The sequence below is a fragment of the Pseudoalteromonas sp. genome (assembly GCF_036960685.1).
In the GTDB taxonomy this organism is placed as follows: Bacteria; Pseudomonadota; Gammaproteobacteria; order Enterobacterales; family Alteromonadaceae; genus Pseudoalteromonas.
The window spans coordinates 84,493-110,997 of record NZ_JBALXK010000012.1; the positions used below are offsets into that span (position 1 = coordinate 84,493).

Sequence of the window (26,505 nt, forward strand, 5' to 3'; positions counted from 1 at the left end):
TGGCTTTAGTTTTGAAAAAACATTCACGACTAAAAAAGCCAGCGAATGCTGGCTTTTTGTAAAGATTTTTAAGCTATTGCCTCTTAGCGCGGCAAGCTTGGGAATGAAACCTCAGCCATATCGCGCATACAACGCACAACTTGGCAGCTGTAACCAAATTCATTATCGTACCAAACGTAGAGTACAATACGGTTGTCATCAACGATTGTGGCTGTTGAATCAACCACGCCCGCATAACGACTACCGACTAAATCAGTGGATACAATTTCAGTTGATGCAGTGTAATCAATCTGATCACGTAAATCTGAATGCAGTGCAGCATGGCGTAAGAACGAATTTAACTCTTCAACCGTCGTGCTGGTTGCAAGGTTCAGGTTCAAAATAGCTAAAGACACATTAGGCGTAGGTACACGGATTGCGTTACCCGTTAATTTACCTTCAAGCTCTGGCAATGCTTTTGAAACGGCTTTCGCTGCGCCAGTTTCAGTAATAACCATATTGAGTGCTGCAGCACGACCACGACGATCTGCTTTATGATAATTATCAATTAAGTTTTGGTCATTGGTGTACGAGTGTACTGTTTCTACGTGACCATTATTAATACCAAACTTATCATTAAGTGCTTTTAATGTCGGCGTGATTGCATTGGTAGTACAGCTTGCTGCACAAACAATTTTATCTTCAGGCAGAATATCTTGGTTATTAACACCATATACGATGTTTTTGATATTACCTTTAGCAGGGGCTGTTAATAATACTTTAGCAGCACCTTTTGATTTTAAATGCAGACCAAGGCCAGCTTCGTCTTTCCAGATCCCGGTGTTATCAACGATAAGCGCATTGTCGATACCATACGATGTGTAATCGATTTCATCTGGTGAATTAGCATAAATAACTTGGATGTAGCTGCCATTTGCTTTAATTGCATTACGCTCTTTATCAATAGTGATTGAGCCATTGAATGGACCGTGAATTGAATCACGACGTAATAAACTCGCACGCTTTTCAAGGTCGCCATCTTTACCACCACGTACAACAATGGCGCGTAAGCGTAAGTCAGCATATGGGCCTGATTTTTCAATTAGCAAACGCGCTAATAAACGACCGATACGACCAAAACCGTATAACACCACATCACGTGGCTCTTTCGCTTGCGAGTTAACAATTTCAGCTAGCTCGTCGTTTAAATATTCTTCGATAGAACGACCGTTTGCAGCATCGTTAAATAAATAACCATAAGCAAGTTTGCCAATATCGATACGTGCAGAGTTTAAATCCATTTTGCTGATAGCTTCTAAAAATGGGAAGCTTTCGCGTAAACGTAATTTAGTGCCTTCAAATTGTGCCACTGTTTTATGAGATTTAATGATATCAATTGTACTGGCATTAACGAGAGGACGGCCATATACAGCGATTTCAATACCGCGATTACGATACAGCTTACCAATGATAGGTTGCATGCTTTCAGCGTAATCTTGGCGTTCTTGCCAACTATTTGTGTATTCTAACTCGTGAGATGAGGTCATTATATTTACCTAATTAAACAATTTTTGAACGGATAGCCTTAAGACATATTGTGTTTTGAGAGCAATATGCCTCAGTGGGCAGCGCTATTCTAATTTAAACTAACTTTATTCTCCACTGTTAGAGAGCAATTCATTAAGCTAGAATAGTAAAGAAATAATTAAGCTAGGGTTAAGGGATGTTGCTAAGAGCAAGTGTTGTAGTAAGTTTATTGGCGTTAACTGGGTGTGAAGAGCCTTTGACACTGACGAAGGTGTGTGAGGAGACTCCTGGATTATGTAATGACTTAAATAAAGACAGTCACTGTAAAGCGCAGCGTGCTGAGGTGATCATGGCCCGTTACCATGAATACAAGCAACCTACTGATGACAATAAATACTTGCTATTAAAAGGTTTTGAAAAGTACGACCAATGTGTTTCGCTGGCAGCAAAAATTGAGCATATAAAATTAAAAGAAAAAACCACCTCTCGCGTGGAAGCTCATTTAACCAGTATCAAGGAAATGACGCGCCTTTATCAAGATACCAAAAATACCAATCACCCAGGGCTGTTGTATTATCAATGGTCGCGCAATAATAACCAATCGGCACTGACTAAATTACTCGCGCTTGAAAACGATCCGAGCGTGACTGAAGATGCGGAAATCCAGTTTTTCTTAGCCAGCTACTATATTAAGTTTGATGAAGAAAAAACCATTGATTTACTTTATAAAACCTTAGAGCTAAATAAAGCAGATCAAATCCCAAATCCTGAAATTTACACCACCTTGATCAGTTTATTTTACAAGCATGAAAAATATAAGCACGCGTATACCTTTACCAAGGTTGCACAGCTTTCTGGTATAACCAATGTTGAAATTTTTCCTATTGAACAACAGTTAACTGCATCAGGGAAAAGTCTCGACAGTTTAGATACCTTGGCGCAGCAAACCTATGACAGCATTAATGCAGGCCAGTTTGTCTCACCACGAGAGTTTTAGGCTCAACAATTAATCCTGATAAATTCAAATTTACGCAGTAGAAAAGAAAAAGGCAGCTTACGCTGCCTTTTTTAATTTATTTGCTCGTGCCAACTTCAACACGAGTTTTGAGCTTTTGACCCGGTCGAAAGGTCACAACACGTCGCGCCGAAATAGGAATATCTTCTCCTGTTTTCGGGTTACGGCCAGGCCTTTCTTTCTTGTCACGAAGATCAAAGTTACCAAATCCAGAGAGCTTAACCTGCTCGCCTTTTTCAAGCGCTGAGCGGATTTCTTCAAAAAACGCTTCAACTAAATCTTTGGCATCCTTTTTATTGATCCCCAATTTTTCAAATAGGTGTTCAGCTATGTCGGCTTTAGTAAGCGCCATATCTAGTCCCTCAACGATGCATTAAACTGTTCGGCCAGTGCGGCCACCACGTTATCAACTACTAGATTGATATCTTTCTCTTCGAGCGTTCTATCAACCGCTTGCAGTGTTAGAGCAATCGCCAAACTCTTATAATTTGGCTCAATACCTTTGCCCTTATACACATCGAATAAGTTTAGGTCAACCAATTGATTTCCGCCAACTTTTTCTATCACTGATAAAATGTCGCCAGATTTAACCTGATTTTCCACTAAAATAGCGATGTCGCGGCGGTTTGAAGGGAACTTCGAAACCCCTACAGCCTCTGGTAAATTTCTTTTTTCAATGGCAGACATTTCAATTTCAAATACATAAGTCGCATTATTGATATCTAACGATTTTTGTACTTGAGGATGAATAGCACCAAAGAAACCGACCTTTTTACCAGCAGCATAAATCACTGCAGATTGACCTGGATGTAAACCATCTGATTGTTCTGCTTTGATCTCAAAACGTGTTATATCATTGGTTAATGAAAGTAATGCTTCAACATCACCTTTTAAGTCATAAAAATCAACAGCGCGCTTTTCTTCAACCCAATGTTCACCATGGGCAAGACCGGTAATAGCACCACCGATAACTGCAACTTGGTTCACGCCATTTTCTGCGTTTTCATCACGTAAAAATTTAAGACCATGCTCAAATAAACGAATACGTGGTTGTTGACGGTTTTGGTTATACATTACTGACGCAAGTAAACCCGGCATCAAACTGACGCGCATTGCCGACATTTCAATTGAAATTGGGTGCGGTAAAACAAGCGCATCACTGTCTGGGTGCAAAATTGCTTGTGCTTTAGGGTCAACAAAACTGTAAGTGATCGCTTCTTGATAACCACGTGTCACTAATGTATTGCGGAATTTGCTTAGCGCAATATTCGCTTCGTTGTGAGTGGTCATTTTTAATTTAGCCGTTGGCGCAACGTTTGGAATACTGTTGTAACCATATACACGTGCCACTTCTTCGATTAAATCTTCTTCGATACGAATATCAAAACGGTAGCTAGGTACATCAGCACTCCACACACCATCTACGATTTTAACATCAAGACCTAAGCGAGTAAGAATGTCTGTTACTTTTTCATCGGCAATATGATGACCGATAACACGGTCTAAACGCGCTCGGCGAAGGCGTACTTCAGTAACCTTTGGCAGCTTATCAGCGGCAACTGCTTCAACCACAGGGCCAGCTTGACCGCCTACGATTTCAAGTAGTAAGGCTGTTGCACGTTCCATTGCATCATATTGCAACGCAAAATCAACACCACGCTCGTAGCGATGCGATGCATCAGTATGTAAACCATAACTACGAGCTTGACCTGCAATCGCAACGGGATTGAAAAACGCACTTTCTAATAAGATATCAACTGTTTGCTCAGTAACACCTGATTGCTCGCCACCAAAAATACCGGCAATCGCCAATGCTTTGTTATGATCGGCAATAACGAGCGTTGATTCATTTAGTTTTGCAGTGTTGCCATCTAGCAATACCAGTTCTTCACCAGCATCAGCACTGCGAACTTTAATGCCACCTTCAATGGCATTTAAATCAAATGCGTGCATTGGATGGCCAAGCTCAAGTAATACGTAGTTAGTTACATCAACCACAGGGTCAATGGCGCGTACACCACTGCGACGCAGTTTTTCAACCATCCACAGCGGCGTTTCTGCGTCTAGGTTAATGCCTTTGATCACACGACCTAAGTAACGCGGACATGCATCTTCGTTTACCAATTCAATCGATACTTTGTCATCAATTGTTGGCGTAACTGCAGGAATATTTAACGCTTTAACATCAATACTGTTAAGTACGCCCACTTCACGGGCAATGCCTTTAATACCAAGGCAATCACCGCGGTTAGGGGTTAAATCAACATCAATGATGTTGTCATCAAGGCTTAAGTATTCACGTAAGTCAGTGCCCACAGGTGCATCTAATGGCAACTCCATGATGCCATCGCCTTCTTCGCTAATGCCCAGCTCTACGAAAGCGCACAGCATACCGTGAGACGGTTGACCGCGTAATTTAGCTTTTTTAATCTTAAAATCACCTGGCAATACAGCGCCAACCATAGCAACGGCGACCTTGATACCCAAACGACAGTTTGGCGCACCACAGACGATATCTAGTAGCTCATCGCCACCGACATTAATTTTTGTTACACGCAGTTTATCTGCATCAGGGTGTTGGCCACATTCAACCACTTCACCAACTACAACGCCTGAAAATTCTGCCGCAGCTGGCTCTACACCATCTACTTCAAGGCCAGCCATCGATAACTGTTCCGAAAGAGCCTGCGTGTCAATTGCAGGATTAACCCACTCTCTTAACCACTTTTCACTAAATTTCATGTTATTTCTTCACTCTTAACGGAACTGATTAAGGAATTTCAAATCGTTTTCGAAAAACGCACGTAAGTCATTTACACCATAACGCAGCATGGTTAAACGCTCTACACCCATACCAAAGGCAAAACCGGTATACTTTTCAGGGTCGATGCCTACTGATTTAAGTACATTCGGGTGCACCATTCCGCAACCTAGCACCTCTAACCATTTACCGTCTTTACCCATTACGTCTACTTCTGCAGAAGGCTCTGTGAATGGGAAGAATGAAGGACGGAAACGAATTTCCATGTCTTCTTCAAAAAAGTTACGCAAGAAATCGTGCAAAATACCTTTTAACTCTGTGAAGCTAACATCAGTATCAACCATTAAGCCTTCAACCTGATGAAACATCGGCGTATGCGTTTGGTCGTAATCATTACGGTATACACGACCTGGCGAAATAATACGCAGTGGCGGTTGCTCAGTTTCCATGGTGCGAATTTGCACGCCACTGGTTTGCGTACGTAAAACCAGTTTTGGATTAAAATAAAAGGTATCGTGATCAGCACGCGCTGGATGATGCTCAGGAATATTTAGCGCGTCGAAATTATGAAAATCATCTTCAACTTCAGGGCCTGATTTAACAGCAAAACCTAATTCACCAAAAAAGCTTTCAATGCGTTCGATTGTACGTGTTACCGGATGCAAGCCACCCGTTGGCATAACACGACCAGGCAAGGTTACATCGATGGTTTCCGCAGCGAGTTTTTCTTCAAGCGCTTTGCTTGCTAGTAACTCGCGCTTTTCATTAATCGCAGCTTGCACATCTTGCTTAGCTTGGTTAATAACTTGGCCTGCTTCTTTGCGTTCTTCTGGAGCAATTTTACCAAGGGTTTTTAATAGGTTAGTGATTTCGCCTTTTTTACCAAGGTAGTTAACCCTGATATCTTCAAGCTGCGCGATTTCACTGGCACTGGCGACCGCCTCAAGTGCTTGCGCTAATATATTTTCTAAGTTCATTCGATACCTGATCTTTCACAGAGGTGATTGCATTTAAGTAATAGCTAATGATAACTGAAAGCACAGGCTAGATTCCAGACCTTATACCAATCTTATTGAATTCTTTCCCATTCTGGTTAAGCAAAATAGTAACTTGAGCTATTTTAGAGGGAAATTACAGTCGTAAGGTAGATTTTATAAAGGGAATAGTTAATTTTCGCTGGGCAGCCATCGATGCATGGTCAAGCTTATCCAGTACATCCAGGAGTGCGCGCATATCACGGCTTAGGCGAGTTAATAAAAACCGTGCACATTCATCACTGAGTTCTAATCCGCGCATATTGGCGCGTTTTACTAATGCTTCGGCTTTATCATCATCACTCATCGAACGAATTTGAAATGTAGTGCCCCATTTTAGTCTTGATTCAAGATCAGGCAGGCTTATGTTGAGCATGTCAGGGAGTAGATCCGCGGTAACCACGAGGCACTTACCTGGTTCGTTGAAACGATTAAAAAAATTAAATAAGGCTTTTTCCCAGGCGTCATTGCCCGCCACTAAGTGCACATCATCAATACACAATACATCAAGGGTATCTAAGCCATCGAGTACCATAGGACCAAAATCAATCACTTCACGCATAGATAGCAACATAGTGGATAAGCCATGCTCTTGAGCATGAATACAGGTTGCATACAGTAAATGTGATTTACCCGAATCCCCTAAGCCACATAAATAAGTATATTGAAAAGTGGTTGCTAAACTTTTGAAGGCATTTTTTAAATGGCTCACTTCCAGTGAATTTTCGCCGCCAAAATACGAGGCAAAGGTTTCATCATCCGGTAATGTGACCGGTAATGCCATTTGCACCGGCTCCATTGCCTGCATTAAAGACCAACCCACTGATATTCTAAGTCGTTTTGAGCTGCCACAGGATAAAAAGCACGCGGGTCTACAAAAGGTTTAAACGCACGGTCAAGCTCTAATGCTTTTTGTAAGTCATGCATACTCCCTGTGTGATTTAAAGCAAAACTGACCACCTCTGGTGTACGCGAAACGATGGTTACTTGGGTCACCACACTTAAACTTTGCAACTGACGCTTTGCCAATTCAATATCTACAAAATTACTCGTGCCTTTTAATTTAAACATTGCGTGCGCAAGCTGTGTAGTAGAATTTGGGTCAACTGCATATTCATTTGCCAAGCCCGCCGCTAAGCTGTCAATCATTAAAGCGATTGCTTGTTGTTTATCACCTGTCACCCTGTTTGCTTCAAACAGGTCGTCGTTAGTGAAACGCCAATCAAGTAACCATGTCTCACTGTCTGGCTGTTTATATAATCGAGCCGTAATGCTGCGCTCAGCGCTGTAACGGCTCGATGCCTGCTCGACCGGCGAAGAAAAATTACCCCATACTTCAGGTATTCCCACTAATGCGCGGTCTTCTAAGTCAAGTAATGGTACGACGACTGGTAAACCTCGACGAGCCGCTGTGCTGTAAATAAGTTGCTCTAACTGGGGGTAACTTTCTTGAGTCACCAGTTCACGGCGCCAGTTATCTTCGATGGCAAGCCAAATCGCCACGAGTGGACGACGAGTCCCCCACAGCGGTAAGTTAAGCTCTTTGATCAACGCATTGATCTTGTTTGCCTCAAATTTAACCACAAGATTAAGCTGACCATCTGCTTTTTCATCGTACTCAAATTTCAGCATATATTCTGAAATATCTTTACTGCGTTGCTGAGCAGTTGGATTTTTATCCGCATTCGGATCGCCACTCACCTTAACCAGTACATTAAGTAACGCTTCACGACTGGCGCTTAATCTAGCATCGCGGGATTTGTCAGATACTTTTAAGACATCTTGATATAGATCAGTCACTTCAACTGCTGTTGCAGTGAAACTTAGGAAAATAGAGGCAATAACAATAAGTAATCTAGGCACAGGACATTAGTTCTTGGTTTTAAACTAATTTGATCCTAATTCAAAGCACCCAACAAAGCAAAAATATATTTGTTAAAACTCACTTACAAAAAAGTGATAAACCGCAGCTTTATCGTGGCTGCTTACAATCTCATGGTTATGCTTATCTATCCCAAATTGGTTTCTAACCCTTTCCAAAACCATTACTATTGCGCACTCTATAAATATAAATAACGGATATCGACATGCTCGACCTAGCTGTACTGGGAGTATTTATACCGACTTTCTTTTTTGTTTCTATTACCCCTGGAATGTGTATGACTTTGGCCATGACGCTCGGGATGAGTATTGGTGTTCGCAGAACCATGTGGATGATGATTGGTGAGTTACTCGGTGTTGCCATGGTCGCTATTGCTGCGGTTGCCGGTGTAGCGAGTATTATGCTCAACTACCCCGCGGTTTTTAATGGATTAAAATGGCTCGGCGCAGGCTATTTAATCTACATAGGTGTGATGATGTGGCGCGCAAAATCAACCCTCAAATTAGATAACCAAAGCCAGCTAAAAGTCTCTCGCCAAGCTCTGTTCTCACAAGGTTTTATCACCGCAATTGCCAACCCTAAAGGTTGGGCATTTATGATTTCACTACTGCCACCGTTTATAAATATTGACTACGCGATTGCGCCACAGTTAAGTATTCTAGTCGCCATTATTATGCTCAGTGAATTTACCTGTATGATGCTCTATGCCACGGGCGGGAAAAGTTTACGACTGTTTTTAAATCAAGGTGATAATATAAAATGGATGAATCGCATCGCCGGTAGTTTAATGGTTGCAGTTGGCGTATGGCTTGCCGTAAGTTAGTAAACCACTAAACACAGACTCACACGCACCACTGATGACTCAATAAGTGGTGCGCGCTAGATTTACATCTTTTTGTTTTAACGTTTAATCGTTATCAAACGGCGCCTTCTTCATACTGCTCATTTAAAGCAACTACGTGCTCACGCAACTTATCGGCTGTTACTTGGCTTGCAGCTATTGGCTCGCCAACTGTCACAGCCACCAGCGACCATTTAAGTCGTGGTAGTCGCCATTTAGCTCTACGACTAAACATACTGCCCCACAAACCGCCTAAATGAACAGGAATAACAGGTACGGGTGAACGCTGTATAATACGTTCAATACCGCGGCGGAAAATATCAATAGAACCATCACCAGTTAGTTTGCCCTCAGGGAAAATCCCCACTAACTCGCCATTTTCTAATGCTTTAGCAACCTCATCAAATGCTTGTTGAAACGCCTTTGGATTAGTTTTTTCACTGTCAATTGGAATTGCTTTAGCCATTTTAAATAGCCAATGCAGCGCGGGTGAATAATAAATAGGGGCAAACACCATAAATCGAATAGGCCTTGGTGATGCCGCTAAAATAAACATCCAATCGACAAAGCTGACGTGGTTACTCACCAGCACTGCGGCGCCTTCACTGGGAATATTATGTTCCCCCTTAGTACGCACTCGATACATGCAAATGGTCAGCAAGTAGATAACAAAGCGTAAGAAGAACTCCGGCACCTTGGTATAAATATACACAGAGATCAGTAAATTTAATCCTGCCAGTAATAACAACAACTGTGGAATTGACCATGCAAATACAGACAGCGTTATAATACTTAACACCGCACTGGCGACCATGAACAACGCGTTTAATACGTTATTTGCAGCAATAATACGTGAACGGCTTGATTCTTCGGTACGTTGTTGGATCAACGCGTACAACGGCACCGTATAAAAACCCGCTGCAATACCAATACCTGCCATCCAGATAAAATGCCAATACATATCACCGGTATGCAGTATTTGCTCCAGTGTCATTAGCTTCACAGTGGCTGGTTGGTAAAAGCTCATTGCCGGTTCTTGACTTAGTAAATACAGAAATAATGTGATCAACAGCGCGCCAAACGGCACGATGCCAAGTTCAATCCGTGAGCGAGATAACTTTTCGCACAATAGCGATCCTATTGCAATACTTAATGAAAACACCACTAATGCGCTGGTAACAACAAGCTCATCACCAACCATCACATATTTCACATAGTTTGGTAGCGCCGTTAAAATAATCGCCCCTATAAACCAAAACCAGCTGATGCCAAGTACGGATTTTCCGACTGATTCAGTCTGAGCATTGAGTACTTTAAACAAACCTATAGTTGATGAAAAAAGATTAAAGCTAAACACTAAATTAGCATCATTCGCCGGACTGTTCGGTATTGAACGACTACTCAGATAGCCAATAATCGCTAAGCCAACAATTGTCACACTAATAATCGTTGGCCCTAAAGTTTGAGTAATGTAATACGTACCAAACGTTGTACCTAACAAAATGGCCACGAATGTCGCTGACTCAACTAGGCCATTGGCTTTGGTTAATTCGTCGGCTGCGACGTGTTGCGGTAAAATTGAATATTTTAGTGGGCCAAAAAAGGTACTTTGCAACCCCGTTAAAAATACCGTTGTTAACATCAGCCAAACAGACTGCGTTGAAATGGCCACTGCGCCTACCAGCATAATCGGGATTTCTGCAAGTTTTACGGCACGGATCAATTTTGATTTTTCTTTTTTTTCTGCAAGTTGCCCCGCCATCCCTGAAAATAAAAAGAACGGTAAAATAAATAAGCCAGCTGCTAAATTAGAATACAAAGCGCCATCGGCAACATTTGCGGTTTGAAAAATGAGTAACAGCAACACCGCTTGTTTATAAATATTATCGTTTAACGCAGAGAAAAACTGAGTAACAAACAGTGGTAAAAAGCGTCGGCTCTTTAACAAAGCGCGCTGAGGTTTTTTATTATCTTGCATTGTGATCCTTACAAATTAACCTGACTGATGAAAAATGAACTCACGTCACTACAAAATAGATTACACAGTTAATGAAAAAATTACGATCAAACTTTTACTACCAAGGCAGTAAGAACAAAAAACCTGCATAACGGGCGTTAATGCAGGTTCTAAAGTCGCGTTGCAGTTATTAACTAAAAATGATTAATCTTGCCCCACAACTCTGCGACCACTAAAAGCATGCATGAGGGTCATACCATCGAGTAAATCAAGTTCACCACCGACCGGAATACCATGGGCTATGCGTGATGCAGCAACCTTGTAGCGATGGCACAGCTGAGCGATATAATGCGCTGTGGTTTCGCCTTCAACTGTCGGGTTAGTTGCCAAAATCACTTCATTGATGCCGCCTTGGCTTAATTTTTTTTCAAGAATATCAAGACCAATCTCATTCGGACCAATACCATCAATGGGTGATAAGTGCCCCATTAACACAAAGTATAAACCTTTGTATTGCCCAGTCTGTTCAATCGCAAGTACATCAGTAGGTGATTCAACAACACACAAAATGCCGCTGTCTTGACGCTTAGGGCTTAAACATATTTCGCACTGTGGCTGCTCTGCAAATGTACGGCACGATTGACAATGACCAATCGCGGTCATTGCTTTGCTCAGTGCAGCACCTAGCTGAGCGCCACCTTTACGGTCACGCTCAAGTAAATGAAATGCAATGCGCTGAGCTGACTTTGGGCCAATACCTGGCTGACAGCGCAATGCTTCAATTAACTGATTTAAACTCTCGGAAAGTTGCATGATTTGCCTTAGAAAGGCATTTTCATACCTGGTGGTAATTGCATACCGCCAGTAACTTTACCCATGCGCTCTTGCGTCTCTTCTGCTACACGACGTACTGCGTCATTACACGCAGCAGCAAGTAAGTCTTCAATCATGTCTTTGTCGTCTTCCATTAAGCTCTCATCAAGCTCAACGCGGCGAACATTGTGATTACCAAGCATAGTTACTTTAACTAAACCAGCACCGGCTTCGCCAACGACTTCTAGTGTAGCAATTTCGTCTTGGGCTTTTTGCATGCGCTCTTGCATTTGCTGCGCTTGCTTCATCATATTACCCATTCCACCTTTAAACATAACTTTCTCTCTTTCTATTTCTAATTGCCATGAAGATAAGGGCTATTGCAGTGAATTACAATGCCTGAATACTGTTTTCATCGATAATTGCAGAAAATAGCTGCTGTAGTTGCACGATATTTTCATCGCTGTTGATCACATCAATAGCTTGCTGATGACGCCCTGCATCTATTTTTTGCTGAATTAAATAAGGAGAATCAATCACCCCAGGAGCAAAATTGATGGTTAAGTCAACGTTATGCTCATAAATACTCGCTAAAGCAGCATTAAGCTTTTGTCTTAACATGGGGGTATCAAGGTGTTTTTGCGACTCATCCACCTCTAAATGCAGCTGTTGCTGCTGTTTAGAATAAATTGAATGTAAAGCAAACTGACGCATCCGCCCACCAAGCCCCATACGCTTAATTAAATAAGCCCATTCATCTTGCTGATGCGCAAAACGAATATCGCTGATCGGGCTTTGAAAATCATCTGGCACTTGAATATTTATTTCAGGCTCTGCCTCAGCCACCACTTTTTGTGGATTAATTTGCTCCAATAACTCGGGCGCTAAGTTTTCTACTATCGTCTGGTGCTTTTCTTTAAAGTCAGGCTTGATAACCTTTGTTGGCATACTCTTAGGCGTGTAGCTGCCAGCCTCGGCTTTACTAGGGCTAGGTATCCCCGTTATCTGGGGTTGTGACTTTTTTACTGATGGATTGCTCTCAACCTCAGCGGTACTATCCATTTGTGGCTGTGCTGATGATTTACCACCCGAAAGTGTGCCAGCACCAGAAATATTTCTATCACGCAAAATACGCGCTATGGCAGACTGCGCTTGCGCTTCTTTTTGGCCTGCATCCGTAGTCGCGGCATACTCTGGCATTGAATTGTTCTGTAACGCAGCACTGCTTTGCTCAATATCAGGTTGTTGTTCACTCGCATATTGTTCTGCTTGATGAGCGTTGTCAGCATGAAAACCTTGCTCGAGGGCACTCCCCATCACATCATCATATTGTGATGCTAATTGCTGCTCTAGTTCGTTATCTGAATCATCCGCTACACCATCGGGATTACTCGATTGTGGTGCACTTGCAGTGGCTGGAGCAGGCTCGTTATTGACGTTACTGATTTGCTCTTGCTGCATTGTAGCAGGGTGAACTGTATCATCGACTGTATTACTTTCTTCAGTGACCGTTGTGCTCGACGTAGCTGCTAGTGAGTCTTGGTTAGCAAAACGCTCTGCAGAGCCTTGCTTATTTTTATTAAGAATATCCCTGAGAGAGCCCGCACGGTCACGCTTCTCATCAGCCGATGTGGCTGTAGAGGTTGTGCTGGCAAGTGCCTGATGATCAATTGGTTGAAATGCCAGTAAACGCAGCATGATCATTTCAAAACCTAAGCGAGGCTCTGGGGCCCATTGTAAGTCTTTTTTACCGTTGAGCAGCAATTGATAATAAACCTGAATTTGCTGAGAGTCGCAGCTAAGCGCTACTTCACTAATAAATTCTCGATTGTAATCATCTAACTTGGCAGCATCAGGCACCAATTGTGTTAACTGCGTCAAATGCGTCAGGCCGATTAGGTCGTCTAACAAAGCAATATAATTTGGATTTTGCGTCGCAACTTGCTCAATTTGCGCCATCAATGCGGGGCCATCTTGGGCTAATAATGCAACCAATAAGTGCTGACTATAATGGTTATCTATCAAGCCAAGCATTGCTTGCACGGCTTGATGTTGTATATCACCATTGGTTTGTGCAATTGCCTGATCAGTTAAACTCAATGCATCACGCATACTACCATCAGCCGCTTTGGCAATAATTTGCAGTGCTTGTGTTTCAAAACGTAGTTTTTCTTCGCCTAATACATACTCAAGCTGTTGGAGTATTTCCGGTTGTGATAACGCATTAAGATTAAACTGCAAACAGCGAGATAAAATAGTAACTGGTAGTTTTTGCGGATCAGTGGTGGCGAGTAAAAACTTAACGTGCTCAGGTGGCTCTTCAAGGGTTTTTAATAATGCATTAAAACTGTGCTTTGAGAGCATGTGTACTTCATCGATAAGGTACACTTTATAGCGCCCACGAGTGGGGGCGTATTGTACGTTATCAAGAATTTCACGGGTGTCTTCCACTTTCGTCCGTGATGCCGCATCAATTTCAAGCAAATCAATATAGCGACCGGTTTCGATATCTACACAGCTGCTACATTTTCCACACGGTTGCGCCGATATACCTTCATCACAGTTTAAACTTTTTGCAAAAATTCGTGCGATGGTGGTTTTACCCACCCCGCGAGTCCCAGTGAACAAATAAGCGTGATGCAGTCTATTTTGTGTTAAAGCATTAATAAGTGCTTGTTTCACATGGGACTGACCGACCAATTCATGAAAGGTCTGTGGACGCCACTTTCTCGCTAGGACTTGATAACTCATTAATTATTCGCCTTCGAATTCAACCAGTTTTAGGATTTTAATACCCATTTTTGCAATGCGTTGCTCGCCGCCCAGTTCAGGTAACGATACTACAAATGCTGCATCTGTCGCATGACCACCTAATTTGTTCACTAACTTAGCCGTCGCTTCAATCGTACCACCGGTGGCTAATAAGTCATCCACTAATAACACTTTATCACCAGGGACAATCGCATCAGTGTGCAATTCTAAAACATCTTCACCATATTCTAGCTGGTAATCTTGAGAGATCACGGCACGTGGTAGCTTGCCCGGTTTACGCACAGGAATAAACGGAATGCCAAGCGCATAGGAAAGTGGTGCACCAAAAATAAAACCACGAGATTCTGTTCCAATGATTTTAGTAAAGCCTTGATCTTTATAGGCGCTAATAAATGCATTGATGGTTGCTTGAAATGCCGCAGGGTTAGCCATTAACGTTGTTACATCACGGAACATGATGCCCGCTTTAGGGTAATCGGCAATGGTAGTAATGCTATCTTTGATGATAGATGGAGTTACTTGAGTCATAATTTAAATTATTTATCTGTAATATTACAAAGCAGATAAGTATAACATCACAAAAATCAGTTGTCGGCAGGAAGTTTAGAAAAAGATAAGGCTGCAAAGGCAGCCGCTAAATTTGCACGGTGCAAATTAAGATACTGTGGTGATCCAGCCTAGGATTGCATTTAAACAGCCAATTCCTACAAACACGGCTAAAAACGCAAGAAAATACATTGCATTAAATGGGTCTTTAAAATCTTTATCTTCAGACATGAGGTACTACCTTTTATTAAGCGCGACAAATTAAGGCGCACATAATAGACGATGTAAAATAATCAATAAAGGTTTTAAGCGTGATTTTTTGTCACGATCACACCCAATTCAGCCATCGCACTTAAAGTTGCAGTCGCACCTTGAAATAATTGCTCTGGTGTAAATTGTGGGGCATGTTGGGCAACTTGCGCAATTAAAGCCGGTAATTGAATACTCGGTGTGCTATCTATAATCGATAATAGCAGCGCCGTCATTGCATTGGTGGCTAAAAATTGTACATCGTCATGTGTGTCACGGTACACCACGAAATAGTGAGGCTGCTCACTAGGGTGCTGTGGTTGAAAATCCACACTAATGTGCTGCACAGCAAACTGATAGCTTAAGTTTCTGGCAGTACTACTGAGATAAAGTGCCGCCTCTGTTAGCTGATCAGTAATAGCACATTCCTGTGGATCGGTTTGCGTTATTGATACATCCAGCTCAATCCATTCATAATGAGCAAGCTCTAACATAAAGATGGGATCGCTTGGTTGTAATTCGTAATCATTACTTAAATAAGCAATAAACTCACCTGCGATATCCAAAAAATACGGAGATTGACAATCATGTTCTGCAAAAAACCGCCGAACGAGTTTTGACCAGTCTTCATCGCTGTAAAGAGTTTTCAAAACAGGAAAACCAGAGGAAATAAAGCCACTAATATTATTAAAGAATAAGTCACGGTAAATCGCCATACGGCGGTCTTCGATACCATCGGGCTTTGGGTGTAATTTCGGGTCACGAATATGTGCCATAAACGCTTGTTGGCTATCAATAAAGTTCATATCAGGCAGTTTCTTTATTCTGAGTTACAGTATGCTTTGCTTGTAGCTGATGAATGATATCCAGCTCCTTAATAAGCCCAGGCATCGCAGGAATATTAAAGTCACGCTCTAATAAAGTAGGAAACACCCCGTGATACTGATAAGCAAGATCCAGTAAATGCCACACCGGATCAATCACATCCGCACCATGTGTGTCGACAATCAAGTCATCCGCTTCATTGTAATGCCCTGCTACATGACCATACGCTATTCGATTGGTTGGCAAATTTGCTAAAAAATGTTCGCTGTTGTAACTATGATTGATTGAATTCACATAAATGTTATTTACATCAAGTAGCAACTTACAATCGGCTTGCTGTAAAATCTCATTGGTAAAATCCAATTCACTGATTTGCTGATCTGGCGCAGCATAATAAGAGACATTTTCAATCGCAATCTGTTGCTCGAGAATGTCTTGCACTTGTTTAATTCGAGAGACAACATGTTTAATTGCCTGCTCAGTAAAGGGTATCGGCATTAAATCATACATATGCCCGCTACCTGAGCAATAACTAAGGTGTTCGCTAAAGAGTTTAATGTTATGCGTTTTGAAAAATACATTTAATGATTTTACAAATTCAATATCTAACGGCTCAGGGGAACCTATAGATAACGATAAGCCATGACATAGGAAATTATTAGCATCAGTAAGTGACTTAAATTGCTTAGCGAAACGGCCACCCAGTTTTAACCAGTTCTCTGGCGCAACTTCCATAAAATCAATTTGACTTGGCATCTGAGTAAGTAACTCATCAAGCATCTCTCGACGTAAGCCAAGCCCTACCATGCCAAATTCATCTTGTTTTATTACTGCCATTTAAATCTCCACCAATAAAAAAGGGCCTATGCAGGCCCTGATTATGCATTGCGACTAATTTATATCAAACCAAATTAGCTACGGCCACCACATTTACCTTCGCCGCACTTACCTTCTTTTTTAGCTTTGGTGTCTTTAGCATCGCCGCCACATTTACCTTCGCCGCACTTGCCCTCTTTTTTAGCTTTGGCGTCTTTAGCATCGCCGCCACATTTACCTTCGCCGCACTTACCTTCTTTTTTAGCTTTGGCGTCTTTAGCATCGCCACCACATTTACCTTCGCCGCACTTGCCTTCTTTTTTAGCTTTGTCGTCTTTCGTTTTTGCATCACCACCACATTTGCCTTCGCCACATTTACCTTCGGTAGCGTCAACTTGGTAGCCCGTCACCATTTGTTGAAATTCAAATGGGTTTGCTTGAACATCTGCAGAAATAAAACTTGTGCTGCCTACTACGACTGCGCCTAATGTTAACGCAATTGAATTCTTTTTAATTGTATTCATTTTATGACTCTCTCTAAACAAAGGATGTACTAACTATTAAGTAGACCTCGCTACAAAAAATAATATTTCACTTAGCCGCAAGTTTTTACATTATTTTTTGCTTTCACTGCATAAGTCACACAACTGACGACATTAACTATGGGAGTTAAATCGGGATTTATCAATATTATCTTTGCAACTTGTCTGTATGGTTCATATCTTGAGGTAACATGAGTATACAGGTAAACTACGCCTCCTTTTCAGTAGTATGAAGTGCCTCGATCATGAAATTAGTTTTAGCGCCTATGGAAGGAGTTGTCGATTTTAAAATGCGTCAACTACTCACCGATATCGGTGGCTTTGATTTATGCGTAACTGAATTTGTTCGTGTTATAGATGCCTGCCTACCTGATAAAGTGTTTAAGCGCTACTGCCCTGAATTGCAAAACAATGGCTTAACGCGCGCTGGTACTCCAGTACGTATCCAATTACTTGGCCAAGTTGCACACGCATTGGCTGAAAATGCCGTAAAAGTGATCGAACTGGGTTCCCATGGTGTTGATCTTAATTTTGGCTGCCCAGCAAAAACCGTCAACAAAAGTAAAGGCGGCGCTGTGCTACTGAAAGATCCTGAGCACATGTATGAGATAATCAAAGCTGTGCGTGATGCCGTGCCAAACGAGCATCAAGTAAGCGCAAAAATTCGTTTAGGTTTTGATGATGACAGTAACAGCCAAGAAATTGTTGATGCCGTTGTCAGTGCTGGTGCAAATAGCATTGCTATTCATGCCCGTACTAAACGCGATGGCTACAACCCCCCTGCTTATTGGGAAAAAATCCCTCCCCTTATCAAAGATAAAAATATTGCCGTGGTAGCAAATGGCGAGATTTGGCAAGTAGAAGATGCGTTACTTTGCCAACAACGTAGTGGCTGCACTGACTTAATGCTAGGGCGCGGCGCGCTTTCTCATCCTGATTTAGCACGCAAAATAAAAGCACACATCAACAATGAACACTATGCGAGCTTACAATGGGAGCATGTATTGCATCATTTAATTAATTCAGCCATACATCATGATCCAGCGAAAGATGAAAAGTACTTTGCAGCTCGCACTAAGCAATGGCTAGGCTATTTGAAACGTCAATACGCACAAGCTGATACGTTGTTTGATGAGATCAGACGTTTGAAGATAAAAGAAGATGTGGCTGATGTTTTGAAAAAATACGCAATTGCACCTTAAGTTGACACACATCATGGTGCTTTTTGTTAATTCATGAATACTAACAGCATTGCTCAACGAGGAAATAACCATGATCGATGCTCAACACCACCTTCAGTTACTAAATACAGAATTGCTACAAGCAAGAGAAACCTTGCTATTAAGACTTTCAGAGTCAAATAACCTTATTCATCATGCATTGGTTGCTACGTTACACGAACACAACCCTGAGCAATGGTTAGAGCTGGTACAAAAGCAACTTGGCACAGAATACCAAGATATTATTTTACGATTAGAGCAACTAGAAGCCGCCATTTGCCAAATTGATATTGGCCAATATGGCTACTGCTGTGACTGTGAAGAAGAAATCGACCCGCAGCGACTGATTGTTGATCCTACCATCCAACGCTGTAGCAATTGCGAGCCTAATTTATAAAAGTATGCGACTGATTACTCAAGGTGCAGTGATAAGTGTTGCAAACGCAAAGCTGTAAGCCGGATAAAAAATGATATCTGCGACTAAATAATCAGCTTGTTGTGGAGTCATTTTTAGCCGTTTCAGTAAATTAACTTTCGCTTGTTGCACTGTCCAAGCATGGTAATGAATACCAAGATCGGTTTCCATCATCGCAAGCCAGAATACCCGCTCATCATCACTAAGTTCGTTTGCTCGATGTTGAGCAGAGCTGCGAAGGTTTTGGTAATTTTGCGCCCAATCAAAACCAGTTAGTTGGTTTTTAGTCAGTGCCAAATGCTGCTCAAGCACAGAGTGTTGATGATCAACTGCAAAATTAAACGAGGTGACTTGCTGTTTGCTACCCTTCAATTGAGATTGCACTGCAACCAGCCAATTGATGGGGGCTTGCGTTGTCCCAGAGAAGTAATTTAACTTACTTTGATACCATGGCCCGCCATTGGATATACCATGTAAACCAACACTACCACGTGGTGTATAAGACGCTAAAAAAGCATTGAAATCGGTTAATGTGTGCTTAATAACTACTGGTAAGTCTTTGCGGGAAAGACTTTTTGATACTTGCGTTTGCAATGCATTAAGCTCGATAGCATTGAGCCTAAGTTTACTTTCTTTTGCTGACACAAGTTGTTGCTGCGTAAAACTAACCCAGCTAACGATACCAGCTGTAATATCCTGTTGTTGATTGTATTCGAGCATAGTATCAAGCACCGGTACAGATACCGGCCAGCTGAAATAACGCTGTGGAAAACGCTCTGCAATGACGAGGTAGTCTAATAGCTGCTTATCACTTGCTGATAACTCCAGAGACTGCATCGCTTGGTATATTGTGTGGCGCTCTTTTAAATACGCATCACTAAACGGCCACTGTGATTCAGATATACCAGGGCTTGTAACATTACTTGCCGGTCTTAAAAACTGATTGAGAGAGTATAATGCCTGTTGGGCTTGCTCTTTAGATTGATACTGCTTATTTCCATCACTGCATGCGCTCAAAAAAAACGCACTGAGGCATACCCATATTAAGTTCTTTAGCATAAATTTAATCCAATAAAAAAGCCCCAAAGGGGGCTTTTTACAAATTGCTATAGCAAATTAAAGTTAAATTTTAACACCGTTGCGAGCGGCTTTATCTTTAATAAATACAGACCAACCTTTGGCAAACTTACGTGTGCGTGGGTCATCCATTGCTTTAGTAATTGCAGCATAAGCTTGCTTATACTTCTCTTGATAATAATAAGCTTCTGCTAAATCTGAATAAATAGTTCCTTTTTTATCAGAACCTAATTCAAGTGCCTTGTTCAAACGAACAACGGCTGCACTATAATTTTGCGATTGCAATAATAATGAACCTGCTTTGCGATAAAGCTCAGCATCATCATCAAATTTTGCCGCTTCTTCATAGTATTTAGCTGCTTTTTCAATATCTTTCGAGCGATGATAGTTACTCGCTACCGCGCTGATATTTTGTTTATTACGCTTAACAATCTTATCATTGATAGACTTCTCTAAAACCAATGCGGCTTTATAAGGAATTTCATTCAATGAATAGAAGTTAGACAAAACTTTATAATCAACTTCAGATTCAAAATAACCATTTTTGTAAGCTACTTCCATCGTTGCAAGACCCGTTTTGTAGTCTTCCGTTTGAAGGTAGTATTTACCTAAGCTTACCCATGCTTTTTTATCATCAGGCCAGATACGAACAATTTCTTCACCAACTTTAACCATATTTTTATAGTCTTTAAGTTCAAAGTAAGAACCTAATTTAAGTTGGTAAGGGCCTTTGTTAGGCTCTTTTTGAAGCTTAATTGCTTTATCTGCTGGTGAAAAAACGTCTTTGAATTGTTCTAACTGGTAGTTAGCTTGAGCTATACGAGTATAAACCGTTGCATCTTCTTCACCAGTAAAATCCATCCACGCTACATATGCTTCTTTGGCTTTTGCATACTGCTCGGTACCCGCGTACATATCGCCCAATGTTTTTAAACTTTGCTCTTGATCGGCAAAGTTTAAAACATCAGGGGCAACAGCTAATTGTAGGTGTTTAATCGCAGTTTTATACTGCTCTTTTTGACCATACATACTACCTAAATAGCGGTTAACCGTTGCTTTGTCGAAATCATCAGATGCGTCGATTTCTTTCAACATAGCGATAGCTTCATCAAGCTTTTCTTCGTTATACAAGTCAAACGCTTTGATAACTTTCTTACCAACACGCTCTCCCATCACTCTAGTTTTTGCTTTTTTGCGCGCTTCAATCTTTGCGGCATCCGGCGCTGCTAGAACTGGTGCAGTAAATACTGCACCCGAAAGAGACATAAGTACCGCAAGTGCTGTTACTTTAGATAAATTTCTCATTACTTGCCTCCTTAGTTGCCTTGGTTAATTTTAAAGTCTAGCTGAACTTGTAAACCAACTTGCTTTTGTGGTTTACCGTCAATGATTCTAGGACGGTATTTCCACTTGCTCAGTGCACGCTTAGCTTCTCTATCAAAAATACGTTTAGGATCTGCGTCAATAACTTCAACGTCAGTTACGCCACCTAACTCATCGATTGAGAATGAAAGTTGAACCCAACCTTCTTTACCATCACGTGCTGCTTGTGTTGGATATTTTGGTTCAATACGAACGATAGGTGTCGCATCACCATCTCGTCCGAATGCCCCTGGACCACTTAGACCACCTGCCGAACTTCCCACATCGATGCTGCCCATATTAAATGACATTGCACCAGGATTTGGGTTGTTATTTTCCGGCTGTGGCGGCTGCGGTTTAGGCGGCTGCTTTGGCGGTGGAGGCGGCGGAGGCGGTACTCGCTTCCGTTCCTGCACCTTAGATTCAGGCGGATTCGTCATAATTTCGACTATGATCTGCTCTTTTTGTTCCGTATTACGGTCAGCCCCACCAGAGATGAGGAAGGCCATGAAGTAGAACAAGCCGAAAGTAACTGCCCCACCTGCAATCAGTGAAAACAGAAAACGAATCATTACTGATCTCCAGCTATTGAAATTCTCAGGTTATCACCCGTCGCTTTGATCTGGTCCATAACTTTAACCACTGTGCCGTGTTTTGCTTCTTTATCAGCTTGCAAAATTACAACTTCAGTAGGTTGTTCTGCTAATAAGCTTTCAATTTTTGCTGAAACACGTTCAACATCAACTTGTTGCTTATCAATCCAGATCTCGCCGTTGTTACGAATTGCAATAAAAATGTTAGCATTTTTTTGCTTCGTAGCTTGGGCCGCTTTTGGTTTATTGACCTCGATACCAGCCTCTTTAACGAACGATGTAGTTACGATAAAGAAAATAAGCATGATAAATACGATGTCAAGCATCGGTGTCATATCTACCGCTGCTTCTTCTTCTTCACGAAAACGTTGTTTACGTGCCATATTTAATTCTCTCTCTAGTGATGAGGCATGCTATCTACAAGTTTGGCTTTCACCATTCTCGCTCTTGCCTCAAGGCGTGAGCTAAAGAAAACTCCAGATAGTGCCGCAACCATTCCAGCCATTGTTGGGATTGTTGCCATTGAAATACCTGATGCCATTAAACGTGCATTACCTGTACCTTGGCTGGCCATGGTTTCGAAAACCGCGATCATGCCTGTTACTGTACCAAGTAAGCCGATTAAAGGACAAACAGCTACTAATGTTTTAATCAACAACATACGCTGATCTAATTTTTCAGACGCTTCAGAAATCCATGCTTCACGGATTCTGTGTGCGTACCAAGACGTAGTGTCTTGGCGGGCATCCCACTTAGCTACAATTCCCTTCGATATACGAGGAAACTCAGCAAGTAAGAACCAATAGCGCTCAATCATTAAAACCCACATCAGAAAGAGTGCTATCGCGACCACGTATAAAACCTGGCCGCCTGTGCCAACAAAATCCCTGATAGATTCCCAGATCTCCATCAGGACTAGCATTAGGCTTTCTCCTTCTCCGCGTGAGTAGCAACGATACCCGCGCTTTGCTCATCAAGGATGTGTAATACCGACTTACTACGACCCGCAACAACAGCGTGAAGAAGAATAAGTGGTAATGCAGCAATTAGACCTAGCGCAGTAGTTACAAGTGCTAGAGAGATGTTACCTGCCATGATCTTCGGATCACCTGTACCGAACAATGTGATTGTTTGGAACGTTAAGATCATACCGATTACCGTACCTAGTAGACCAAGTAGCGGTGCGATTGCAGCAAGAATTTTAATGATGTTGATACCAGCTTCGATGCGTGGCGTTTCACGAAGAATCGCTTCATCTAATTTAAGCTCAAGGTTTTCAACGTCTTGATTCTTGTTGTCATGGTACACTTTAAGAATACGACCCAGTGGGTTATTTGTATTCGGTGTAGCAACATTTTTAAGTTGGCTCTTAATCTTACTAGTAGTAAGTGTAAGGTCAACAAAACGAACTGCAGTGATCAACATACCTAAACCTAATAACGCAGTGATGATATAACCAACTACGCCACCTTGGTGGAAGTATTCTTCAAGCGTCGCTTTTTGTGTATTGATACGTAAGATAGCACCACGTGTTGGATCCACGTATACGCCAGCATAGTTATCAGCAGAAGTATTTGCTAAGTCATCGATACCAGCAAGAATATAACCATCTGGTTGTTTACCTAGTGGCTGAATAGACTTAGTTTCTGGTGAATAGATTAAGTAGCCATCGTCTGTAACTAAGTTGAAGTTACCGATACGCGTTACTTTCTTAACTGATGGGTTACCGTCAAGACCTGCAACTTCAGTTTCAAACGTTGAAACTTTAGCTGATTCAGTCATTTCAGTTTGTAGTGAAATCCAAAGTTCTTCAAGTTCACGAACTGTTGGTAATTCTTTAGCAGCTGCTAATGAACGTAAGATTTCAGCACGGCCTGGCTTTTCAGCAGAAACAAGTGACGCTTCGATTGAACCGATTGCATCTTGTGCTGCACGACGTACAACACCAAACATCTCACCTAAAGTACCTTGTGCACTTTGTAGAGCTGCTTCTTTTTCAGCTAAAGTAGTTTCATTTTGTGCATACTGCTTTGTTAAGCTATCGCCACGTGCTTTTTCAGCAGCTAATTGGCTTTTCGCTTTATTAAGTAACGCTTGCTTATCAGCACGATCTGATAAGAACTCTTGCTCACGTTGCTTATTGATTTTGCCTTCAGAGATACGCTCTTGCTTAACTTGCTCAAGGATTTTATCTAAAGCATCAGTATTTGCATGTGCGTTAAGCGCGGTACCTGCAGAAACAGATAGTACTGCTGCAACAGCAAAACCTTTAAATAGTTTCTTCATTATTGATTACTCCGCGCCAAAGATTGGTAGTTTAACAAGTTCTAATGTCGCTTGCTTACGCGCCATACGAATAACTTCTTTAACAGGTTTTAGGTATTCATCACCTAATTCTTTCCACTGTTTAGTGTTGTTATCCCATACCCATGCGTGCTTTAAGTCAAACGATTGAGCAACGTAAGTGATACGACCAAGTTGGCCGAAATCAACGTTAATGCTCTTGCCATCAACTTCTAAAGTACCTTGTGAAGCAGAAACTAAAGAGCTGTATGCAGCTTCAATTGTGTAAGCTTCTAATACTTGACGGAATTTCTCTGAAGTAGTTACAGAAGAAGAAACCATTGTTTCACGTAATCTTTCAACACGCGCTAAACGATTGTCACTGTTAAACGGAACGTCCGCTTTGATGAATTGCTCGAGCGTATCGATCATGCGATACATCAAAGGCACAACGTTTTGTTTTGTGTTGTCGATCGTAGCGATTTGACGGTCAAACGATTCAATTTGCGCGTTTTGGTCAGCGACCAAACGAGCAACGTGATCGTTGTATACTTTCAAAAGCTCAGATTCATCAACAACGCTACGGTACTCAGCTAATAGCTCTTGAGTTTGACCATATACGTTGTCAATTTTAGTTTGAGACTTAACCGCAGCCGTTTGAATTTGTTGACCTGCTTTTTGCACGTCATTCAAAGGATCTGCAATCACATTGCTGCTTGCGAATGCAAAAGCGCCAACCAACGCAGTTGCTACAAGACTCTTTCTGATTTTAACAGACATAGTTCCCAACCAATTAAGTAATGTTACTTTTATAATTTAATTACCTCCCGAAGGAGACAACCCTGATATCTTTTAATAGATATCAACCCTCCAATAATGCTAAATGCAATGCACGCTGTCAACTTGATGTTTGGAATTAGCAGGAAATAAATTAATTCAATCACTACAAACTAAAACACACAAAACAAAGGATTAACATTAATGCAACAGCGCCGAATTTTCATCTCGTGCAAAGCCGCTAACTACAGCTGTTTTATTTATTCTCGTGAAAGACAAAACATAAATGTAACATTTTATGTGTAATCTAGGTGGGTTAAAAAAAGTTAATAATAATTTCAAATAAGCGTAATCATTCAGTAAAAAAGCCTTTTTATGCAGCTAAACCGAAGGCAATTGGTGTAAAACAAACACCCCTAGGACCTTTTACAGGAAACTGCATCTGCTTTTTTACACTAAAGTTTACCAGACATCTGGTTCGACTAATTTTGCGAGCGAGATCACGAAATCGACCTCAAACTTTTCAAATATTTTAGTTTTATAGTTCAATATCTAAAATAATAAGCTTTGATACACTGCAACTAAGTAAATTACCTAATGCTCATCAGCAGAAAATGTACCCATAATGAGTTAAGACTTTTAGGGTTGCTGTTATCGCAGTGCAAGACTAGTTGAATGATTTTTTCGAGCAAGCTATTAAATAGATAAAGTTTTATCGCTTAAAAATTTGCTGATGAACTTGCGAAATAGATTATTTACAGTAACAGAGGCAGAATTGGATAGATAAGAATTACAGTAGTAGAGAAGGAATTATGGTGAAACAGAGTCCTGTTTCACCAAGTTGAACCTAGGTTCACATAATAAAAATTATGCTAGTTCTACGTTCTCAGCTTCAGGGCCTTTTTGACCTTGCTTGATGCTGAAAGTCACTTGCTGACCTTCGCTTAGAGTGCGAAAACCTGAGCCAGTGATAGCGCTGAAATGTACGAATACGTCAGGGCCATTTTCTTGTTCAATAAAACCGAAACCTTTAGCTTCGTTGAAGAACTTAACTTTACCAGTAGTTGACATACTATATTTTCCTGTAAGTCAAAATTTAAAATTCAGCCAATAATTGGCTATATCCTCCCTGAGTGAATGCCCAAAAATCCTTTGGGTAAAGTACAGGAAGAAATAATTGACCAAACAGGTAACCATAAACGCCGCACATTAACCGAAA

At 41.4% G+C, this 26,505-nt stretch carries 27 protein-coding genes; 4 read left to right on the top strand and 23 right to left on the bottom strand.

Annotation, left to right across the window (positions count from 1 at the left end; genetic code table 11):
- Window positions 1-83 precede the first annotated feature (83 nt).
- A complete protein-coding gene (locus V7783_RS11820) occupies window positions 84-1,526 on the bottom strand; it encodes a glyceraldehyde-3-phosphate dehydrogenase (protein ID WP_335678872.1) in 1,443 nt (480 codons plus the stop codon).
- A 176-nt stretch (window positions 1,527-1,702) separates the two neighbouring features.
- Here V7783_RS11820 and V7783_RS11825 point away from each other — a divergent pair, with 176 nt between their 5' ends.
- On the top strand, window positions 1,703-2,503 hold the full coding sequence (locus V7783_RS11825; RefSeq protein ID WP_335678873.1) for a DUF2989 domain-containing protein: 801 nt from the start codon (window positions 1,703-1,705) through the stop codon (window positions 2,501-2,503).
- A gap of 76 nt (window positions 2,504-2,579) precedes the next feature.
- Here the strand turns inward: V7783_RS11825 and ihfA are convergent, their stop codons facing one another.
- The 5 genes from ihfA to V7783_RS11850 form a co-directional block, all read right to left on the bottom strand.
- Entirely contained in the window at window positions 2,580-2,873 is a 294-nt protein-coding gene (ihfA, locus tag V7783_RS11830) for an integration host factor subunit alpha (RefSeq protein ID WP_016707763.1), read from the bottom strand.
- A gap of 2 nt (window positions 2,874-2,875) precedes the next feature.
- Complete coding sequence (gene pheT / locus V7783_RS11835) at window positions 2,876-5,263, bottom strand: phenylalanine--tRNA ligase subunit beta (RefSeq protein WP_335678874.1); 2,388 nt, start codon at window positions 5,261-5,263, stop codon at window positions 2,876-2,878.
- 15 nt (window positions 5,264-5,278) lie between these two features.
- Window positions 5,279-6,259 carry a phenylalanine--tRNA ligase subunit alpha gene (gene pheS, locus V7783_RS11840; protein WP_192541605.1) on the bottom strand — a complete coding sequence of 327 codons (981 nt, stop codon included), beginning with the start codon at window positions 6,257-6,259 and terminating at the stop codon, window positions 5,279-5,281.
- Window positions 6,260-6,413: 154 nt separating this feature from the next.
- A complete protein-coding gene (gene hda / locus V7783_RS11845; protein ID WP_335678919.1) occupies window positions 6,414-7,124 on the bottom strand; it encodes a DnaA inactivator Hda in 711 nt (236 codons plus the stop codon).
- Window positions 7,124-8,179, bottom strand: a complete 1,056-nt coding sequence (locus V7783_RS11850) for a DUF2066 domain-containing protein (RefSeq protein ID WP_335678875.1) — start codon at window positions 8,177-8,179, stop codon at window positions 7,124-7,126. The genes hda and V7783_RS11850 overlap by 1 nt, the downstream gene beginning before the upstream one ends.
- Before the next feature lie 224 nt (window positions 8,180-8,403).
- Here V7783_RS11850 and V7783_RS11855 point away from each other — a divergent pair, with 224 nt between their 5' ends.
- A complete protein-coding gene (locus V7783_RS11855; protein ID WP_335678876.1) occupies window positions 8,404-9,021 on the top strand; it encodes a LysE family translocator in 618 nt (205 codons plus the stop codon).
- A gap of 94 nt (window positions 9,022-9,115) precedes the next feature.
- On the opposite strand, the gene V7783_RS11860 is transcribed toward V7783_RS11855, so the two are convergent.
- The 9 genes from V7783_RS11860 to V7783_RS11900 form a co-directional block, all read right to left on the bottom strand.
- Window positions 9,116-11,017: an MFS transporter gene (locus V7783_RS11860; RefSeq protein ID WP_335678877.1), complete on the bottom strand. Its 1,902-nt coding sequence runs from the start codon at window positions 11,015-11,017 to the stop codon at window positions 9,116-9,118.
- Window positions 11,018-11,200: 183 nt separating this feature from the next.
- Window positions 11,201-11,809, bottom strand: coding sequence for a recombination mediator RecR (gene recR, locus V7783_RS11865; RefSeq protein ID WP_335678878.1), 609 nt, complete (start codon window positions 11,807-11,809; stop codon window positions 11,201-11,203).
- Window positions 11,810-11,817: 8 nt separating this feature from the next.
- The gene (locus tag V7783_RS11870) at window positions 11,818-12,144 is read right to left on the bottom strand and encodes a YbaB/EbfC family nucleoid-associated protein (RefSeq protein WP_335678879.1); all 327 of its coding nucleotides are present in this window, start codon (window positions 12,142-12,144) and stop codon (window positions 11,818-11,820) included.
- A gap of 55 nt (window positions 12,145-12,199) precedes the next feature.
- A complete protein-coding gene (dnaX, locus tag V7783_RS11875; protein WP_335678880.1) occupies window positions 12,200-14,560 on the bottom strand; it encodes a DNA polymerase III subunit gamma/tau in 2,361 nt (786 codons plus the stop codon).
- A 3-nt stretch (window positions 14,561-14,563) separates the two neighbouring features.
- A complete protein-coding gene (apt, locus tag V7783_RS11880) occupies window positions 14,564-15,109 on the bottom strand; it encodes an adenine phosphoribosyltransferase (RefSeq protein WP_149982901.1) in 546 nt (181 codons plus the stop codon).
- Between the two features lie 126 nt (window positions 15,110-15,235).
- Window positions 15,236-15,358 (bottom strand): hypothetical protein, encoded by a 123-nt coding sequence (locus tag V7783_RS11885; RefSeq protein ID WP_016707776.1) that lies wholly within the window; start codon window positions 15,356-15,358, stop codon window positions 15,236-15,238.
- Between the two features lie 74 nt (window positions 15,359-15,432).
- On the bottom strand, window positions 15,433-16,182 hold the full coding sequence (locus V7783_RS11890; protein WP_335678881.1) for an HvfC family RiPP maturation protein: 750 nt from the start codon (window positions 16,180-16,182) through the stop codon (window positions 15,433-15,435).
- A gap of 1 nt (window position 16,183) precedes the next feature.
- Window positions 16,184-17,038, bottom strand: coding sequence for an HvfB family MNIO-type RiPP peptide maturase (locus V7783_RS11895; protein WP_335678882.1), 855 nt, complete (start codon window positions 17,036-17,038; stop codon window positions 16,184-16,186).
- 74 nt (window positions 17,039-17,112) lie between these two features.
- Window positions 17,113-17,541 carry an HvfA family oxazolone/thioamide-modified RiPP metallophore gene (locus tag V7783_RS11900; protein WP_335678883.1) on the bottom strand — a complete coding sequence of 143 codons (429 nt, stop codon included), beginning with the start codon at window positions 17,539-17,541 and terminating at the stop codon, window positions 17,113-17,115.
- A 263-nt stretch (window positions 17,542-17,804) separates the two neighbouring features.
- Between V7783_RS11900 and V7783_RS11905 the strand changes: the two genes are divergently transcribed.
- Both V7783_RS11905 and V7783_RS11910 read left to right on the top strand, forming a co-directional pair.
- The gene (locus tag V7783_RS11905; RefSeq protein ID WP_335678884.1) at window positions 17,805-18,761 is read left to right on the top strand and encodes a tRNA-dihydrouridine synthase; all 957 of its coding nucleotides are present in this window, start codon (window positions 17,805-17,807) and stop codon (window positions 18,759-18,761) included.
- Window positions 18,762-18,831: 70 nt separating this feature from the next.
- Window positions 18,832-19,176 carry a TraR/DksA family transcriptional regulator gene (locus tag V7783_RS11910; RefSeq protein WP_335678885.1) on the top strand — a complete coding sequence of 115 codons (345 nt, stop codon included), beginning with the start codon at window positions 18,832-18,834 and terminating at the stop codon, window positions 19,174-19,176.
- Window positions 19,177-19,194: 18 nt separating this feature from the next.
- Here the strand turns inward: V7783_RS11910 and V7783_RS11915 are convergent, their stop codons facing one another.
- From V7783_RS11915 to V7783_RS11950, 8 genes are all read right to left on the bottom strand, one after another.
- Complete coding sequence (locus V7783_RS11915; RefSeq protein ID WP_335678886.1) at window positions 19,195-20,253, bottom strand: hypothetical protein; 1,059 nt, start codon at window positions 20,251-20,253, stop codon at window positions 19,195-19,197.
- A gap of 63 nt (window positions 20,254-20,316) precedes the next feature.
- Window positions 20,317-21,576: a hypothetical protein gene (locus V7783_RS11920; protein ID WP_335678887.1), complete on the bottom strand. Its 1,260-nt coding sequence runs from the start codon at window positions 21,574-21,576 to the stop codon at window positions 20,317-20,319.
- A gap of 11 nt (window positions 21,577-21,587) precedes the next feature.
- Entirely contained in the window at window positions 21,588-22,205 is a 618-nt protein-coding gene (locus V7783_RS11925; RefSeq protein WP_335678888.1) for an energy transducer TonB, read from the bottom strand.
- Window positions 22,205-22,609 carry an ExbD/TolR family protein gene (locus tag V7783_RS11930; RefSeq protein WP_016707785.1) on the bottom strand — a complete coding sequence of 135 codons (405 nt, stop codon included), beginning with the start codon at window positions 22,607-22,609 and terminating at the stop codon, window positions 22,205-22,207. The genes V7783_RS11925 and V7783_RS11930 overlap by 1 nt, the downstream gene beginning before the upstream one ends.
- Window positions 22,610-22,623: 14 nt before the next feature.
- Window positions 22,624-23,148, bottom strand: coding sequence for a MotA/TolQ/ExbB proton channel family protein (locus tag V7783_RS11935; protein ID WP_210796583.1), 525 nt, complete (start codon window positions 23,146-23,148; stop codon window positions 22,624-22,626).
- A complete protein-coding gene (locus V7783_RS11940) occupies window positions 23,148-24,512 on the bottom strand; it encodes a MotA/TolQ/ExbB proton channel family protein (RefSeq protein ID WP_335678889.1) in 1,365 nt (454 codons plus the stop codon). The genes V7783_RS11935 and V7783_RS11940 overlap by 1 nt, the downstream gene beginning before the upstream one ends.
- A gap of 6 nt (window positions 24,513-24,518) precedes the next feature.
- Window positions 24,519-25,289 carry a DUF3450 domain-containing protein gene (locus tag V7783_RS11945; RefSeq protein ID WP_335678890.1) on the bottom strand — a complete coding sequence of 257 codons (771 nt, stop codon included), beginning with the start codon at window positions 25,287-25,289 and terminating at the stop codon, window positions 24,519-24,521.
- Window positions 25,290-26,153: 864 nt separating this feature from the next.
- Entirely contained in the window at window positions 26,154-26,357 is a 204-nt protein-coding gene (locus tag V7783_RS11950) for a cold-shock protein (RefSeq protein WP_064668395.1), read from the bottom strand.
- Window positions 26,358-26,505 lie beyond the last annotated feature (148 nt).